A 16,834-nucleotide genomic window follows, 5' to 3' on the forward strand; every position below is an offset into this window, starting at 1 on the left:
CGGCCGTTCTTGGTAGCCATGCGAGCACGGAAGCCGTGAGTACGGGCGCGTTTGATGGTGCTTGGTTGGAAAGTACGTTTCATGGCGTTGTTACCTGGTTCGTCCACAACGGGCCGGAATGGCCCCCGTTTTAAGAGACCGGCGATTCTAGAGAAAGCAAGCCTCTAGGTCAATTTCCAACCAGCTTTTCCTTTAATTAGTTCTTCGCAGGCATTCCGGCCTTTTCTGTTCGCTGGCCGTTCATGAGCAATGCCATAGATATAAAAATAAAGAAGGAAGTTATTTAAAGCTTTTCTGTAAAGCTTATAAAAGCTAGGGAGGCGATTATCTGTGGATAACTGCCTTGAGCCCATATTCTGCGTGATGTACAGAGGATGACAACTAGGCGGGGAAACGGTGCTTAGCCTGTGCTGCGCTATCGGATAAGCTGTGGGTGGAATGGCTTGTTATCCACAGGCCAGTTACCCACAGACTTTCGACCCCACTTGTACAACGAGCTTAGGGGCGCTTATCCACAGAGCTTATGCACAGACCATTGGTCGCCTTTTTTACGGTTAACGCATTGATTTTGGGTGCCCTGTGCGCAACCTACATGTGGATAAGTGGACGGCTGGCCGCTACAATGGCGGCTGTTTTTGCCTCACCGGCTTTCAACTTAGGGGATATCCGTGTCAGTGGAACTTTGGCAGCAGTGCGTGGAGCTTTTGCGCGAAGAGCTGCCTGCCCAGCAATTCAACACCTGGATCCGTCCGCTACAGGTCGAAGCCGAAGGCGACGAGTTGCGTGTCTACGCGCCGAATCGTTTTGTTCTCGATTGGGTTAATGAGAAGTACCTGAGCCGCGTTCTCGAATTGCTCGATGAACACGGCAACGGCCTTGCGCCTGTGCTTTCTTTATTAATAGGCAGCAAACGTAGCTCTGCACCTCGTGCAGCGCCGAATGCACCGTTGGCGGCGAGCGCCTCGCAGGCTCAGGCCGCAGCGGCACCTGTTAATAACTCGCCTGCGCAAATTGCCCAGACGCCTTCGAAATCCTCGGCACAGAAAAACGCGCCTATAAATGAAGAGCCGTCCCGCGACAGCTTTGACCCCATGGCCGGCGCCAGCTCTCAACAGGCACCAGTTCGTGCCGAACAGCGCACCGTCCAGGTAGAAGGCGCGCTCAAGCACACCAGCTACTTGAACCGCACGTTCACCTTTGAAAACTTTGTCGAAGGTAAATCCAACCAGTTGGCCCGCGCGGCTGCCTGGCAGGTCGCCGACAACCCCAAGCACGGTTACAACCCGCTCTTCCTTTATGGCGGTGTCGGTTTGGGTAAAACTCACTTGATGCACGCTGTGGGTAACCACCTATTAAAGAAGAACCCGAATGCCAAGGTCGTGTACCTGCACTCGGAGCGCTTCGTTGCTGACATGGTCAAGGCCTTGCAGCTCAACGCAATCAACGAGTTCAAGCGGTTCTACCGCTCCGTTGATGCCTTGCTGATCGATGACATTCAATTTTTCGCTCGCAAGGAACGTTCTCAGGAAGAGTTTTTCCACACCTTCAACGCCCTGCTCGAAGGCGGCCAGCAGGTCATCTTGACCAGCGACCGTTACCCGAAGGAAATCGAAGGCCTGGAAGAACGCTTGAAGTCGCGTTTTGGCTGGGGCCTGACCGTTGCGGTAGAGCCGCCGGAACTGGAAACCCGCGTCGCGATCCTGATGAAGAAGGCCGACCAGGCGAAAGTCGATTTGCCGCATGACGCTGCTTTCTTCATTGCCCAACGCATTCGCTCCAACGTGCGTGAGTTGGAAGGCGCGCTCAAGCGCGTCATCGCTCACTCGCACTTCATGGGCCGCGACATCACCATCGAGTTGATTCGTGAATCCCTGAAAGACCTGCTGGCGCTGCAAGATAAGCTGGTGAGTGTGGATAACATCCAGCGCACCGTGGCTGAGTACTACAAGATCAAGATTTCCGACCTGCTGTCCAAGCGCCGCTCGCGTTCGGTGGCACGTCCACGTCAGGTAGCGATGGCGCTCTCCAAAGAGCTGACCAACCACAGCCTGCCGGAAATCGGTGATGTGTTTGGCGGTCGCGACCACACCACGGTCTTGCACGCGTGCCGCAAGATCAACGAACTTAAGGAATCCGACGCGGATATTCGCGAGGACTACAAGAACCTGCTGCGTACACTGACTACTTGATGACACCAGCGCAGCTTATTAAGGCAAGGGACTAGACCATGCATTTCACCATTCAACGCGAAGCCCTGTTGAAACCCCTGCAACTGGTCGCAGGCGTCGTCGAGCGCCGACAGACCTTGCCGGTGCTCTCCAACGTATTGCTGGTTGTCGAAGGCCAGCAACTGTCCTTGACCGGTACCGACTTGGAAGTCGAGCTGGTCGGTCGTGTGCAGTTGGAAGAGCCTGCTGAACCGGGCGAAATCACTGTGCCGGCGCGCAAGCTGATGGACATCTGCAAAAGCTTGCCTAATGAAGCGCTTATCGACATCAAGGTCGATGAGCAGAAGTTGGTGGTCAAGGCCGGTCGCAGCCGTTTTACGCTGTCCACGTTGCCAGCCAATGACTTCCCGACTGTCGAGGAAGGCCCTGGCTCGCTGACCTGCAGCCTGGAGCAAAGCAAACTGCGCCGTTTGATCGAGCGCACCAGCTTCGCCATGGCTCAACAGGACGTTCGCTACTACCTCAACGGTATGTTGCTGGAAGTCTCGGAAGGCATTATCCGCGCCGTGGCCACCGACGGACACCGTTTGGCGATGTGCTCAATGCGTGCCGATATTGGTCAGCCGGATCGGCACCAAGTGATCGTCCCGCGCAAAGGTATCCTCGAATTGGCGCGTCTGCTTACCGAGCCGGATGGTAACGTCAGTATCGTTTTGGGCCAGCACCACATTCGCGCCACCACCAGTGAATTCACGTTCACTTCCAAATTGGTCGACGGCAAGTTCCCGGATTACGAGCGCGTACTGCCTAAAGGCGGCGACAAACTGGTGATCGGTGATCGTCAGGCCCTGCGTGAAGCGTTCAGCCGTACCGCGATTCTGTCGAACGAAAAGTACCGTGGTATCCGTCTGCAACTGGCCAACGGTCAGCTGAAAATCCAGGCGAATAACCCGGAGCAGGAAGAAGCGGAAGAAGAAGTGGGCGTTGACTACAACGGCGGCTCGCTGGAGATCGGCTTCAACGTGAGCTACCTGTTGGACGTACTGGGTGTAATGACCACCGAACAGGTTCGTCTGATTCTGTCGGACTCCAACAGCAGCGCCCTGGTGCAAGAATCCGATAACGACGACTCGGCTTACGTTGTTATGCCGATGCGTCTGTAATCATGTTCAGCAGAAGCTAGATGTCCCTCAGTCGCGTCTCGGTCACCGCGGTGCGCAATTTGCACCCGGTGACCTTCTCCCCTTCCCCCCGCATCAATATCCTCCACGGCGCCAACGGTAGTGGCAAAACCAGCGTGCTAGAAGCCATTCATTTGCTTGGGCTCGCCCGTTCCTTTCGCAGCGCCCGTCTGTTGCCGGTGATTCAGTACGAGCAATTGGCGTGCACAGTGTTTGGCCAAGTCGAATTGGCTGAAGGCGGCCATAGCAGCCTGGGGATATCTCGCGATCGCGGTGGGGAGTTTCAAATTCGCATTGACGGGCAAAATGCCCGCAGTGCAGCGCAACTGGCGGAAATTCTGCCATTGCAACTGATCAACCCCGACAGCTTCCGCCTGTTGGAAGGTGCACCAAAAATCCGCAGGCAATTCCTCGATTGGGGAGTGTTCCACGTGGAACCGCGGTTCATGGCCACTTGGCAGCGCCTGCAGAAGGCCCTGCGGCAGCGGAACTCATGGCTGCGGCATGGTACACTTGACGCCGCTTCACAAGCAGCCTGGGACCGGGAACTGTGCCTGGCCAGCGATGAAATAGATGAATACCGCCGCGCCTATATCAAAGCCTTGAAACCAGTCTTTGAGCAGACCTTGAGTGAGTTGTTGGATCTCGAGGGGCTGACGCTGAGCTACTACCGTGGTTGGGATAAAGAGCGTGACCTGAGCGCAGTGCTCGCCACGTCCTTGCAACGGGATCAGCAAATTGGCCATACACAGGCAGGCCCCCAACGGGCTGATTTGCGCCTTAGATTAGGCGCACACAATGCCGCGGATATCTTGTCCCGTGGCCAGCAGAAGTTGGTGGTGTGCGCACTGCGTATTGCCCAAGGGCATTTGGTTAGCCAAGCCCGACGCGGTCAGTGTATTTATCTGGTGGATGACTTGCCGTCTGAACTCGACGAGCAACATCGACGGGCGTTGTGCCGCTTGTTGGAAGACTTACGCTGCCAGGTGTTTATCACCTGTGTAGACCACGAATTATTGAGGGAAGGCTGGCAGACGGAAACGCCAGTCGCCTTGTTCCACGTGGAACAAGGCCGTATCACCCAGACCCACGACCATCGGGAGTGAAGGCATGAGCGAAGAAAACACGTACGACTCGACCAGCATTAAAGTGCTGAAAGGTTTGGATGCCGTACGCAAACGTCCCGGTATGTACATTGGCGACACCGATGATGGTAGCGGTCTGCACCACATGGTGTTCGAGGTGGTCGACAACTCCATCGACGAAGCTCTGGCCGGTCACTGCGACGACATCAGTATTATCATCCACCCGGATGAGTCCATCACCGTGCGCGACAACGGTCGCGGTATTCCGGTAGATGTGCACAAAGAAGAAGGCGTTTCGGCGGCAGAGGTCATCATGACCGTGCTCCACGCCGGCGGTAAGTTCGACGACAACTCCTATAAAGTCTCCGGCGGTTTGCACGGTGTAGGTGTGTCGGTGGTGAACGCCCTCTCCGAACTGTTGGTGCTGACCGTGCGTCGCAGTGGCAAGATCTGGGAGCAAACTTACGTTCACGGCGTTCCGCAAGAACCGATGAAAATCGTCGGCGAAAGCGAAACGACCGGTACCCAGATTCACTTCCGTCCCTCCGACGAAACCTTCAAGAATATCCACTTCAGCTGGGACATCCTGGCCAAGCGGATTCGTGAACTGTCCTTCCTGAACTCCGGTGTTGGCATCGTCCTCAAGGACGAGCGCAGCGGCAAGGAAGAGTTGTTCAAGTACGAAGGCGGTCTGCGTGCGTTCGTTGAATACCTGAACACCAACAAGACTGCGGTCAACCAGGTGTTCCACTTCAACATTCAGCGTGAAGACGGCATCGGCGTGGAAATCGCCCTGCAGTGGAACGACAGCTTCAACGAGAACCTGTTGTGCTTCACCAACAACATTCCACAGCGCGATGGCGGTACTCACTTGGTGGGTTTCCGTTCCGCACTGACGCGTAACCTGAACACCTACATCGAAGCCGAAGGCTTGGCCAAGAAGCACAAAGTCGCCACCACCGGTGACGACGCACGTGAAGGCCTGACCGCGATTATCTCGGTAAAAGTACCTGATCCTAAGTTCAGCTCCCAGACCAAAGACAAGCTGGTGTCTTCCGAAGTGAAGACCGCAGTGGAACAGGAGATGGGTAAATACTTCTCCGACTTCCTGCTGGAGAACCCGAACGAAGCCAAGCTGGTTGTCGGCAAGATGATCGACGCTGCACGTGCCCGTGAAGCGGCGCGTAAAGCCCGTGAGATGACCCGCCGTAAAGGCGCGCTGGATATTGCCGGCCTACCGGGCAAACTGGCTGACTGCCAGGAGAAGGACCCTGCCCTCTCCGAACTGTACCTAGTGGAAGGTGACTCTGCTGGCGGTTCCGCCAAGCAGGGTCGTAACCGTCGCACCCAGGCCATCCTGCCGTTGAAGGGTAAGATCCTCAACGTCGAGAAGGCTCGCTTCGACAAGATGATTTCCTCTCAGGAAGTCGGCACCTTGATCACGGCGTTGGGCTGCGGTATCGGCCGTGACGAGTACAACATCGACAAGCTGCGCTATCACAACATCATCATCATGACCGATGCTGACGTCGACGGTTCGCACATCCGTACGCTGCTGCTGACCTTCTTCTTCCGTCAGTTGCCGGAACTGATCGAGCGTGGCTACATCTACATCGCTCAGCCGCCGTTGTACAAAGTGAAAAAGGGCAAGCAAGAGCAATACATCAAAGACGACGACGCCATGGAAGAGTACATGACGCAGTCGGCCCTGGAAGATGCCAGCCTGCACTTGAACGACGAAGCACCGGGTATCTCCGGTGAGGCGCTGGAGCGTCTGGTTAACGACTTCCGCATGGTGATGAAGACTCTCAAGCGTTTGTCGCGCCTGTACCCTCAGGAGCTGACCGAGCACTTCATCTACCTGCCATCGGTAAGCCTGGAGCAGTTGGGCGATCACGCTCACATGCAGAATTGGCTGGCTCAATATGAAGTTCGCCTGCGCACTTCTGAGAAGTCCGGCCTAGTGTACAAAGCCAGCCTGCGTGAAGACCGTGAGCGTAACGTGTGGCTGCCGGAGGTTGAATTGATCTCCCATGGCCTGTCGAACTACGTCACGTTCAACCGCGACTTCTTCGGCAGTAACGACTACAAAACCGTCGTTACCCTCGGCGCGCAATTGAGCACCCTGCTGGACGACGGTGCTTACATTCAGCGTGGCGAGCGCAAGAAGCAGGTCAAGGAATTCAAAGAAGCCCTTGATTGGCTGATGGCAGAAAGCACCAAGCGCCACACCATCCAGCGATACAAAGGTCTGGGCGAGATGAACCCGGATCAGCTGTGGGAAACCACTATGGACCCAGCCCAGCGTCGCATGCTGCGTGTGACCATCGAAGACGCCATTGGCGCAGACCAGATCTTCAACACCCTGATGGGTGATGCGGTCGAGCCTCGTCGTGACTTCATCGAGAGCAATGCCTTGGCGGTGTCCAACCTGGACTTCTGATCAGGTGTAGGTTCACAGATTAAATGGTGACATTAACAAATAGATGGTTCGGCTAAGCCCCAATGATTAGCTGACCATTCGGCCTCCTTTGTACAGACCTTTGGAAATTTCATAATGACAAACCAAGCTTTTTTAGTATGTGGAAAATAATTTTAGATGGGGGTTGACCAAGTATTTTAATACTGTATTATTCGCCTCCCGCTGACAAGCAACTTGAAGAAAGTTGCTACATAAATCTCTGATTTTATTGAAAAAATCTTATGATTTAAGTGTGTTAGCTGAGGTGCTGCTTTGGAAAGCACGCCTGGGTTGAGACGAAAGATCTTAACCAACCGCTCTTTAACAACTGAATCAAGCAATTCGTGTGGGTGCTTGTGGAGTCAGACTGATAGTCAACAAGATTATCAGCATCACAAGTTACTCCGCGAGAAATCAAAGATGTAACCAACGATTGCTGAGCCAAGTTTAGGGTTTCTTAAAAACCCAAAGATGTTTGAACTGAAGAGTTTGATCATGGCTCAGATTGAACGCTGGCGGCAGGCCTAACACATGCAAGTCGAGCGGTAGAGAGAAGCTTGCTTCTCTTGAGAGCGGCGGACGGGTGAGTAATGCCTAGGAATCTGCCTGGTAGTGGGGGATAACGTTCGGAAACGGACGCTAATACCGCATACGTCCTACGGGAGAAAGCAGGGGACCTTCGGGCCTTGCGCTATCAGATGAGCCTAGGTCGGATTAGCTAGTTGGTGAGGTAATGGCTCACCAAGGCTACGATCCGTAACTGGTCTGAGAGGATGATCAGTCACACTGGAACTGAGACACGGTCCAGACTCCTACGGGAGGCAGCAGTGGGGAATATTGGACAATGGGCGAAAGCCTGATCCAGCCATGCCGCGTGTGTGAAGAAGGTCTTCGGATTGTAAAGCACTTTAAGTTGGGAGGAAGAGCAGTTACCTAATACGTGTGTTTTGACGTTACCGACAGAATAAGCACCGGCTAACTCTGTGCCAGCAGCCGCGGTAATACAGAGGGTGCAAGCGTTAATCGGAATTACTGGGCGTAAAGCGCGCGTAGGTGGTTTGTTAAGTTGGATGTGAAATCCCCGGGCTCAACCTGGGAACTGCATTCAAAACTGACTGACTAGAGTATGGTAGAGGGTGGTGGAATTTCCTGTGTAGCGGTGAAATGCGTAGATATAGGAAGGAACACCAGTGGCGAAGGCGACCACCTGGACAATACTGACACTGAGGTGCGAAAGCGTGGGGAGCAAACAGGATTAGATACCCTGGTAGTCCACGCCGTAAACGATGTCAACTAGCCGTTGGGAGCCTTGAGCTCTTAGTGGCGCAGCTAACGCATTAAGTTGACCGCCTGGGGAGTACGGCCGCAAGGTTAAAACTCAAATGAATTGACGGGGGCCCGCACAAGCGGTGGAGCATGTGGTTTAATTCGAAGCAACGCGAAGAACCTTACCAGGCCTTGACATCCAATGAACTTTCTAGAGATAGATTGGTGCCTTCGGGAACATTGAGACAGGTGCTGCATGGCTGTCGTCAGCTCGTGTCGTGAGATGTTGGGTTAAGTCCCGTAACGAGCGCAACCCTTGTCCTTAGTTACCAGCACGTAATGGTGGGCACTCTAAGGAGACTGCCGGTGACAAACCGGAGGAAGGTGGGGATGACGTCAAGTCATCATGGCCCTTACGGCCTGGGCTACACACGTGCTACAATGGTCGGTACAGAGGGTTGCCAAGCCGCGAGGTGGAGCTAATCCCAAAAACCGATCGTAGTCCGGATCGCAGTCTGCAACTCGACTGCGTGAAGTCGGAATCGCTAGTAATCGCGAATCAGAATGTCGCGGTGAATACGTTCCCGGGCCTTGTACACACCGCCCGTCACACCATGGGAGTGGGTTGCACCAGAAGTAGCTAGTCTAACCTTCGGGAGGACGGTTACCACGGTGTGATTCATGACTGGGGTGAAGTCGTAACAAGGTAGCCGTAGGGGAACCTGCGGCTGGATCACCTCCTTAATCGACGACATCAGCTGCTCCATAAGTTCCCACACGAATTGCTTGATTCATTGAAGAAGACGATAGAAGCAGCTTTAAGCTCCAAGCTGATAGCTCTTAGCTAATCAGTTACGCTCGAAATTGGGTCTGTAGCTCAGTTGGTTAGAGCGCACCCCTGATAAGGGTACGTTCTTTAAAAATTTGGGTATGTGATAGAAAGATAGACTGAACGTTACTTTCACTGGTAACGGATCAGGCTAAGGTAAAATTTGTGAGTTACTCGTAATTGAGTATTATCGAATTTTCGGCGAATGTTGTCTTCACAGTATAACCAGATTGCTTGGGGTTATATGGTCAAGTGAAGAAGCGCATACGGTGGATGCCTTGGCAGTCAGAGGCGATGAAAGACGTGGTAGCCTGCGAAAAGCTTCGGGGAGTCGGCAAACAGACTTTGATCCGGAGATGTCTGAATGGGGGAACCCAGCCATCATAAGATGGTTATCTTACGCTGAATACATAGGCGTAAGAGGCGAACCAGGGGAACTGAAACATCTAAGTACCCTGAGGAAAAGAAATCAACCGAGATTCCCTTAGTAGTGGCGAGCGAACGGGGACTAGCCCTTAAGTGGCTTTGAGATTAGCGGAACGCTCTGGAAAGTGCGGCCATAGTGGGTGATAGCCCTGTACGCGAAAATCTCTTAGTCATGAAATCGAGTAGGACGGAGCACGAGAAACTTTGTCTGAATATGGGGGGACCATCCTCCAAGGCTAAATACTACTGACTGACCGATAGTGAACTAGTACCGTGAGGGAAAGGCGAAAAGAACCCCGGAGAGGGGAGTGAAATAGATCCTGAAACCGTATGCGTACAAGCAGTGGGAGCCCACTTTGTTGGGTGACTGCGTACCTTTTGTATAATGGGTCAGCGACTTATTTTCAGTGGCGAGCTTAACCGAATAGGGGAGGCGTAGCGAAAGCGAGTCTTAATAGGGCGTCTAGTCGCTGGGAATAGACCCGAAACCGGGCGATCTATCCATGGGCAGGTTGAAGGTTGGGTAACACTAACTGGAGGACCGAACCGACTACCGTTGAAAAGTTAGCGGATGACCTGTGGATCGGAGTGAAAGGCTAATCAAGCTCGGAGATAGCTGGTTCTCCTCGAAAGCTATTTAGGTAGCGCCTCATGTATCACTGTAGGGGGTAGAGCACTGTTTCGGCTAGGGGGTCATCCCGACTTACCAAACCGATGCAAACTCCGAATACCTACAAGTGCCGAGCATGGGAGACACACGGCGGGTGCTAACGTCCGTCGTGAAAAGGGAAACAACCCAGACCGTCAGCTAAGGTCCCAAAGTTATGGTTAAGTGGGAAACGATGTGGGAAGGCTTAGACAGCTAGGAGGTTGGCTTAGAAGCAGCCACCCTTTAAAGAAAGCGTAATAGCTCACTAGTCGAGTCGGCCTGCGCGGAAGATGTAACGGGGCTCAAACCATACACCGAAGCTACGGGTATCACTTAGGTGATGCGGTAGAGGAGCGTTCTGTAAGCCTGTGAAGGTGAGTTGAGAAGCTTGCTGGAGGTATCAGAAGTGCGAATGCTGACATGAGTAACGACAATGGGTGTGAAAAACACCCACGCCGAAAGACCAAGGTTTCCTGCGCAACGTTAATCGACGCAGGGTTAGTCGGTCCCTAAGGCGAGGCTGAAAAGCGTAGTCGATGGAAAACAGGTTAATATTCCTGTACTTCTGGTTATTGCGATGGAGGGACGGAGAAGGCTAGGCCAGCTTGGCGTTGGTTGTCCAAGTTTAAGGTGGTAGGCTGGAATCTTAGGTAAATCCGGGATTCTAAGGCCGAGAGCTGATGACGAGTTAACTTTTAGTTAACGAAGTGGTTGATGCCATGCTTCCAAGAAAAGCTTCTAAGCTTCAGGTAACCAGGAACCGTACCCCAAACCGACACAGGTGGTTGGGTAGAGAATACCAAGGCGCTTGAGAGAACTCGGGTGAAGGAACTAGGCAAAATGGCACCGTAACTTCGGGAGAAGGTGCGCCGGTGAGGGTGAAGGACTTGCTCCGTAAGCTCATGCCGGTCGAAGATACCAGGCCGCTGCGACTGTTTATTAAAAACACAGCACTCTGCAAACACGAAAGTGGACGTATAGGGTGTGACGCCTGCCCGGTGCCGGAAGGTTAATTGATGGGGTTAGCTAACGCGAAGCTCTTGATCGAAGCCCCGGTAAACGGCGGCCGTAACTATAACGGTCCTAAGGTAGCGAAATTCCTTGTCGGGTAAGTTCCGACCTGCACGAATGGCGTAACGATGGCGGCGCTGTCTCCACCCGAGACTCAGTGAAATTGAAATCGCTGTGAAGATGCAGTGTATCCGCGGCTAGACGGAAAGACCCCGTGAACCTTTACTATAGCTTTGCACTGGACTTTGAATTTGCTTGTGTAGGATAGGTGGGAGGCTTTGAAGCGTGGACGCCAGTTCGCGTGGAGCCAACCTTGAAATACCACCCTGGCAACTTTGAGGTTCTAACTCAGGTCCGTTATCCGGATCGAGGACAGTGTATGGTGGGTAGTTTGACTGGGGCGGTCTCCTCCTAAAGAGTAACGGAGGAGTACGAAGGTGCGCTCAGACCGGTCGGAAATCGGTCGTAGAGTATAAAGGCAAAAGCGCGCTTGACTGCGAGACAGACACGTCGAGCAGGTACGAAAGTAGGTCTTAGTGATCCGGTGGTTCTGTATGGAAGGGCCATCGCTCAACGGATAAAAGGTACTCCGGGGATAACAGGCTGATACCGCCCAAGAGTTCATATCGACGGCGGTGTTTGGCACCTCGATGTCGGCTCATCACATCCTGGGGCTGAAGCCGGTCCCAAGGGTATGGCTGTTCGCCATTTAAAGTGGTACGCGAGCTGGGTTTAGAACGTCGTGAGACAGTTCGGTCCCTATCTGCCGTGGACGTTTGAGATTTGAGAGGGGCTGCTCCTAGTACGAGAGGACCGGAGTGGACGAACCTCTGGTGTTCCGGTTGTCACGCCAGTGGCATTGCCGGGTAGCTATGTTCGGAATAGATAACCGCTGAAAGCATCTAAGCGGGAAACTAGCCTCAAGATGAGATCTCACTGGGACCTTGAGTCCCCTGAAGGGCCGTCGAAGACTACGACGTTGATAGGTTGGGTGTGTAAGCGCTGTGAGGCGTTGAGCTAACCAATACTAATTGCCCGTGAGGCTTGACCATATAACACCCAAGCAATTTGACTACTTCGGACTTGGAAACAAGTAGAAGCATCAGATTGCGGTGTGTGAAGACGATAGAACCGAAAGTTCGAATCTCACAAAACACCGAAGCTATCACATACCCAATTTGCTGAAGCGAGGCCATAAGGTCACGACTCAGTACCCGAATTTCTTGACGACCATAGAGCATTGGAACCACCTGATCCCATCCCGAACTCAGCAGTGAAACGATGCATCGCCGATGGTAGTGTGGGGTTTCCCCATGTGAGAGTAGGTCATCGTCAAGATTAAATTCCGAAACCCCTATCTGCGCATACAGGTAGGGGTTTTGTTTGTCCTCAAAAAACATCCCAATTGCCAAAATATAGATCAAATACCTAGCTATTTTAGCTGGGATTATCTGCTCAAAAGGCAACGCTTAGCGTCGGCCTTTTTTATTGGGTGTTAAACCAGCAATTTTTAAATGCTCCACGTGGAACATCGAGGTTTTCAACCCGACGTTGCCGCCGCGACACTCTCCAACCGGTAGCCATATCCGTAGATCGTCAACAGCTGCCAGCCCCGGTCGGCGGTTAAACCCAGCTTGTTACGCAGACGGTAGATGTGCGTATCCAGCGGCCGCGACGACACCATTTCTTCATGCGACCAGAACCGCTCGTACAGATATTCCCGGGACAGCGGGCGGGCCAGGTTGGCGAACAAGCAACTGGCCAAGCGGTATTCACGCTCGGTGAGGTTGATAGGTTTGCCCGCGCGGGTGACGGTCAATTCAGCATCGTCGAAGGTCAGGTCGTTGAAGCTCTGTACTTCATGGGTAGTGGACTTCTGCAGGCCATGGCGACGCAGAACGGCACTGACCCGGGCCTTGAGTTCATTCGGTCGAAAGGGCTTGCTGACGTAATCATCCGCCCCGCTGTTCAGCGCCGTGACGATATCGCTCTCGGCATCCCGGCTGGTGAGCATGATGACGGCGGGCGGTGACTCCATGTGTTCACGGGTCCAGCGCAGCAATGCAATACCGCTGATGTCCGGCAGTTGCCAGTCGAGTATCAGCAGGTCGAAGGTTTCCCGGCGCAGTTGCCGCAGCAGGTCTTCACCGCGTTCGAAGCAATGCAATGACCAGGGTTGTTCTGCGGTGCTGGGGATTTGTCGCAGTGTCTGCTCAACCCGACGCAATTCCGCGGGCTCGTCATCCAATATTGCGACACGCATGGGTGGGTCCTTTCTACTTAAAAAATACGGCGCAAATGCCAGTCATTGAATCTGAATAATTGTGGTCAGATTCATCGACCCTTGAATCTATGTGGTCAGATTCATCGACCCTTGAATCTCTCGATACGCTGATATCAAAGAGCCTTTAATCCATTGAAAGACCTCGATACCTTGGAGGAAAGATACCGGCTCCTGCCCGTAAGGAAAAGGTTCTGCACCAAGCACTCAGGAAAGTCTAACAATGAGACCGAAATGAGCTTCACTGGGTTCAGTACGCCGTACACATCGAACAGGGAGACGCCAGGGCATATGGCACGTTCAATTATTCATTATCAGCGTAGATGCAAACCTGAACAACCCGCTGTATGACAGCCTTCGGCGCCTGACCCCGTTGCCGGTCGACCCACGCATCTTGCTGGTGACCATTGATGACCAGAGCCTGAAACAACTCGGCCATTGGCCATGGCCGCGTAGCCTGCATGCAGACCTGATCGAGCGGCTGAGTGCCGCTCGGCCAGAGGGTATATTGTTCGATGTCATCTTCAGTGAACCCGGCGATGCAGCGGATGACCAACGACTGGCCGACGCCGTGTGCAACGCCGGCAATGTGTTATTGCCGCTGGTGAACGATGGCGCTGCGAGCGCTGACTCACTAGGTGAGCACTTATTGCCGCTGCTCAAGTGCGCCAAAGGCGTGGGGCATATCAATGTCGAAGCGGATAACGATGGCGTCGTCCGCAGCCTATACATGCGTGAGGGGCCGCCAGGTAAGACGCTTCCGCAATTAGCGTGGCTGGCTTATACGTTGAGTGGGCAAACAGCTCCCATGCCGGGGCTGCCCGAGGAACCGAGCAGTGAGCATTGGCATCGTGAGCACGCGATTCGTGTGCCGTTCACCGCGCAGAGTCATTTTCCCAGTGTGTCCTACGTCAGCGTATTACGCGGCGAGGTGCCGCCCGAAGTATTACGTGGTCGGCTGATACTGGTCGGCGCGACCGCCTATGGCATGGGTGATAGGTTTGTCACGCCGCTCTCCTCCACCGTCGGGTTCACTGCCGGGGTGGAGCTGCAGGCCAATATCCTCAATGGTTTGCTGCAGGGGCGTAGCATTGTCGATCTCCCCGGTTGGCTCGCGGCGCTGCTGGCAACTGCCTTGGTGGCGCTGCTACTAGGCCTGCTGCTGTACCGGCCGCGTTATGCGCTGTGGATGACCTTCGCGTGCATGGGTACCGCGTTGCTCGGCTCATGGGCCCTATTGATCCTGGGGTATTGGTGGTCGCCCGCAGCCTGTCTGATCGGCCTGCTGCTGAGTTATTTGATCTGGAATTGGCGCCGCCTGAGCGTGATCCTTGCGTACTTCGGCTGGGAACTGGCACGGCTGGATAACGAACCCAAAGTGCTGCCAGAGCGCCGCCGTGCGCCGGCCAGCAAAGGCGACGTGTTGCAGGGGCGCATCTTTGCGCTTGAACAGGCGGTAAGCCGTACGCGCGACACGCGACGCTTTATGGCAGATGGCTTGGAATGCCTGCCGGTGGCGACATTGATTACCGATCCACAGGGCAGCATTCTGCTGGCCAACCGTATTGCGCGTGATGTGTTCGGTAATGATCTGGTGAGTAGAAACTTGCTGGAACAACTCGCTGACCTGGGCTATCCGCCTCTGCACAACGGTGTACGCCCTGCCCTTTCAGCGTTGGAGCTCATCGAGTTTCGTGACATCCATCAGCGCAGCCTGCGCATGGAGCTGGCGCCCTTGCTGCCGGCCGAGGGTGACGTCGCCCTCGGCTGGCTGCTGAGCCTCACGGACTTAAGCAAAGAGCGCGAAGCCCAGCAACACCGCGAGACGATGCTGCGCTTCCTTTCCCATGACCTGCGTGCGCCACACTCGGCCATCCTGGCGTTGCTGGATGTGCACAACAGTGAGTCACCGATATTTGCCCAGATCGAACAACAGGTGAAGCGCGCCTTGAGCCTCACTGAATCCTTCGTGCAATTGGCCAAAGCCGAAGCCGATGGCTACCACTTCCAGACTACGTTGTTTGCCATGTTGGTCATGGATGCTTTTGACCAGGTGGCGGTGATCGCCCAGCTCAAGGGCATTCACTTGCTCCACGACCTGGATGAAGCGGATGAGGGCATGGTCTCAGCCGATCAATCACTGCTGACCCGAGCGCTGTTCAACGTGCTTGAAAACGCCATCAAATACTCGCCGTCAGGCACCACCGTCACGTTGAGCCATGGCAGCGCGCAAGGGTGGTTGGAATGCCGTATCAGCGATCAAGGGCCAGGCATCGCGCCTGAGGATTTGCCGGAGCTGTTCAGCCAGTACCGACGTTTTGACTCGGCCCAAGGCAGTGAAGGTTTAGGGTTGGGCCTGACCATGGTCAAAGCGGTGATTGAGCGTCATGGCGGCCGCATCCTGTGTGAAAGCGAGTTGGGTAAAGGCTCGACCTTCACCCTGCAACTGCCCCTGCTCGATGACTGAAAAAACGTACTTTTTGGCTGTGCATAAAAAACCGGTCACAAGGACCGGTTTTTTAATGCTGAAAAAACTTATGCACGTTTTTAGCGATTTTATGAGCTTAAGAAATATGTAAGTAAATCAGCTTGTTATGAATAAAAAAGGCCGATTTTCCAACAAACCGTACACAGGTTATCCACAGAAGCTCAAATCGCCGGCGTCTCGACAACAACAGGCTCCGGAGGCAATGAACCCATGGCCCGTTGCTGTGCTTCGTTCCACGCTGCGGCGCGGTCATTCAAGGCCGCAATGGCGCGCGGCCCTTCGCCTTCTACGTACATCGGCTCGCCAATCACTACGGTGATAGTGCCTTCGCGTTTAGCCCAGCCAGTCTTCGGCCAGAACTTGCCGGCGTTATGCGCAATTGGCAACACCGGCAGGTTGGCGTTGACCGCCAAGGCGGTGCCGCCCCGCGAAAATTTACCCACGGTGCCGTAAGGCACTCGCGTGCCTTCCGGGAAGATCAGCACCCAAACGCCATCCTTGAGCAGCTCATCGCCTTTCTTGGCTACGTGCTTAAGCGCCGCCTTGGGGTTGTCACGGTCGATGGCGATCGGTCGCAACATCGCCATGGCCCAGCCGAAGAACGGCACGTACAGCAGTTCACGCTTGAGCACTTGGCTCAGCGGCGAGAAGTACGCCGAGAGGAAAAAGGTTTCCCAGGTGCTCTGGTGGTTCGACAGAATCACGCAGGGCTGGTCCGGGACGTTTTCAGCGCCTTTAATCTCGTAGCGAATGCCCAAAAACACCTTGGACAACCACAACGCACAGCGGCACCAATAGACGTTGATAAAGCGATAGCGCGCCTTGAACGGCAGGAACGGCGCAATAAAAAAGCTCAGGGTGCACCAGAGAAGCGAACTGGTGCCCAGCAGCAGGTAAAAGAAAAAGGTTCTGATGGCCTGCAAGATCGACATGGCGGCATTTACCGTTGCGGGACACGGCCCGCCTGTTAAAAGCGCACTCCCGAACAA

At 54.3% G+C, this 16,834-nt stretch carries 8 protein-coding genes and 3 rRNA genes; 8 read left to right on the plus strand and 3 right to left on the minus strand.

The genetic code is table 11. The annotated features are described in order from the left end of the window. Positions 1–83 (minus strand): 50S ribosomal protein L34 (gene rpmH, locus GJU48_RS00005; protein WP_122688375.1); only part of this gene is annotated, 83 nt, incomplete at its 3' end. Between the two features lie 585 nt (positions 84–668). Between rpmH and dnaA the strand changes: the two genes are divergently transcribed. The 7 genes from dnaA (at position 669) to rrf (ending at position 12,414) form a co-directional block, all read left to right on the plus strand. After that, complete coding sequence (gene dnaA / locus GJU48_RS00010) at positions 669–2,189, plus strand: chromosomal replication initiator protein DnaA (protein WP_083355988.1); 1,521 nt, start codon at positions 669–671, stop codon at positions 2,187–2,189. Positions 2,190–2,227: 38 nt separating this feature from the next. After that, entirely contained in the window at positions 2,228–3,331 is a 1,104-nt protein-coding gene (gene dnaN, locus GJU48_RS00015) for a DNA polymerase III subunit beta (protein WP_083355987.1), read from the plus strand. Positions 3,332–3,351: 20 nt separating this feature from the next. Next, complete coding sequence (gene recF / locus GJU48_RS00020; protein WP_094949093.1) at positions 3,352–4,455, plus strand: DNA replication/repair protein RecF; 1,104 nt, start codon at positions 3,352–3,354, stop codon at positions 4,453–4,455. 4 nt (positions 4,456–4,459) lie between these two features. Further along, on the plus strand, positions 4,460–6,877 hold the full coding sequence (gene gyrB / locus GJU48_RS00025; RefSeq protein WP_094949094.1) for a DNA topoisomerase (ATP-hydrolyzing) subunit B: 2,418 nt from the start codon (positions 4,460–4,462) through the stop codon (positions 6,875–6,877). Between the two features lie 495 nt (positions 6,878–7,372). After that, a 16S ribosomal RNA gene (locus GJU48_RS00030) occupies positions 7,373–8,905 on the plus strand. 331 nt (positions 8,906–9,236) lie between these two features. Next, positions 9,237–12,128 (plus strand): 23S ribosomal RNA (locus tag GJU48_RS00035). A 170-nt stretch (positions 12,129–12,298) separates the two neighbouring features. Further along, positions 12,299–12,414 (plus strand): 5S ribosomal RNA (gene rrf, locus GJU48_RS00040). The 16S, 23S and 5S rRNA genes sit together here, the layout of an rRNA operon. Before the next feature lie 202 nt (positions 12,415–12,616). On the opposite strand, the gene GJU48_RS00045 is transcribed toward rrf, so the two are convergent. Then, positions 12,617–13,339 carry a response regulator transcription factor gene (locus GJU48_RS00045; protein ID WP_094949734.1) on the minus strand — a complete coding sequence of 241 codons (723 nt, stop codon included), beginning with the start codon at positions 13,337–13,339 and terminating at the stop codon, positions 12,617–12,619. 262 nt (positions 13,340–13,601) lie between these two features. On the opposite strand from GJU48_RS00045, the gene GJU48_RS00050 reads away from it, so the two are divergent. Next, a complete protein-coding gene (locus GJU48_RS00050; protein ID WP_155295892.1) occupies positions 13,602–15,824 on the plus strand; it encodes a CHASE2 domain-containing protein in 2,223 nt (740 codons plus the stop codon). A gap of 182 nt (positions 15,825–16,006) precedes the next feature. Here GJU48_RS00050 and GJU48_RS00055 read toward each other — a convergent pair whose 3' ends face one another. Beyond that, positions 16,007–16,777: a lysophospholipid acyltransferase family protein gene (locus GJU48_RS00055; protein WP_094949733.1), complete on the minus strand. Its 771-nt coding sequence runs from the start codon at positions 16,775–16,777 to the stop codon at positions 16,007–16,009. Positions 16,778–16,834 lie beyond the last annotated feature (57 nt).

This window comes from Pseudomonas sp. IB20 (assembly GCF_009707325.1).
GTDB lineage: Bacteria > Pseudomonadota > Gammaproteobacteria > Pseudomonadales > Pseudomonadaceae > Aquipseudomonas.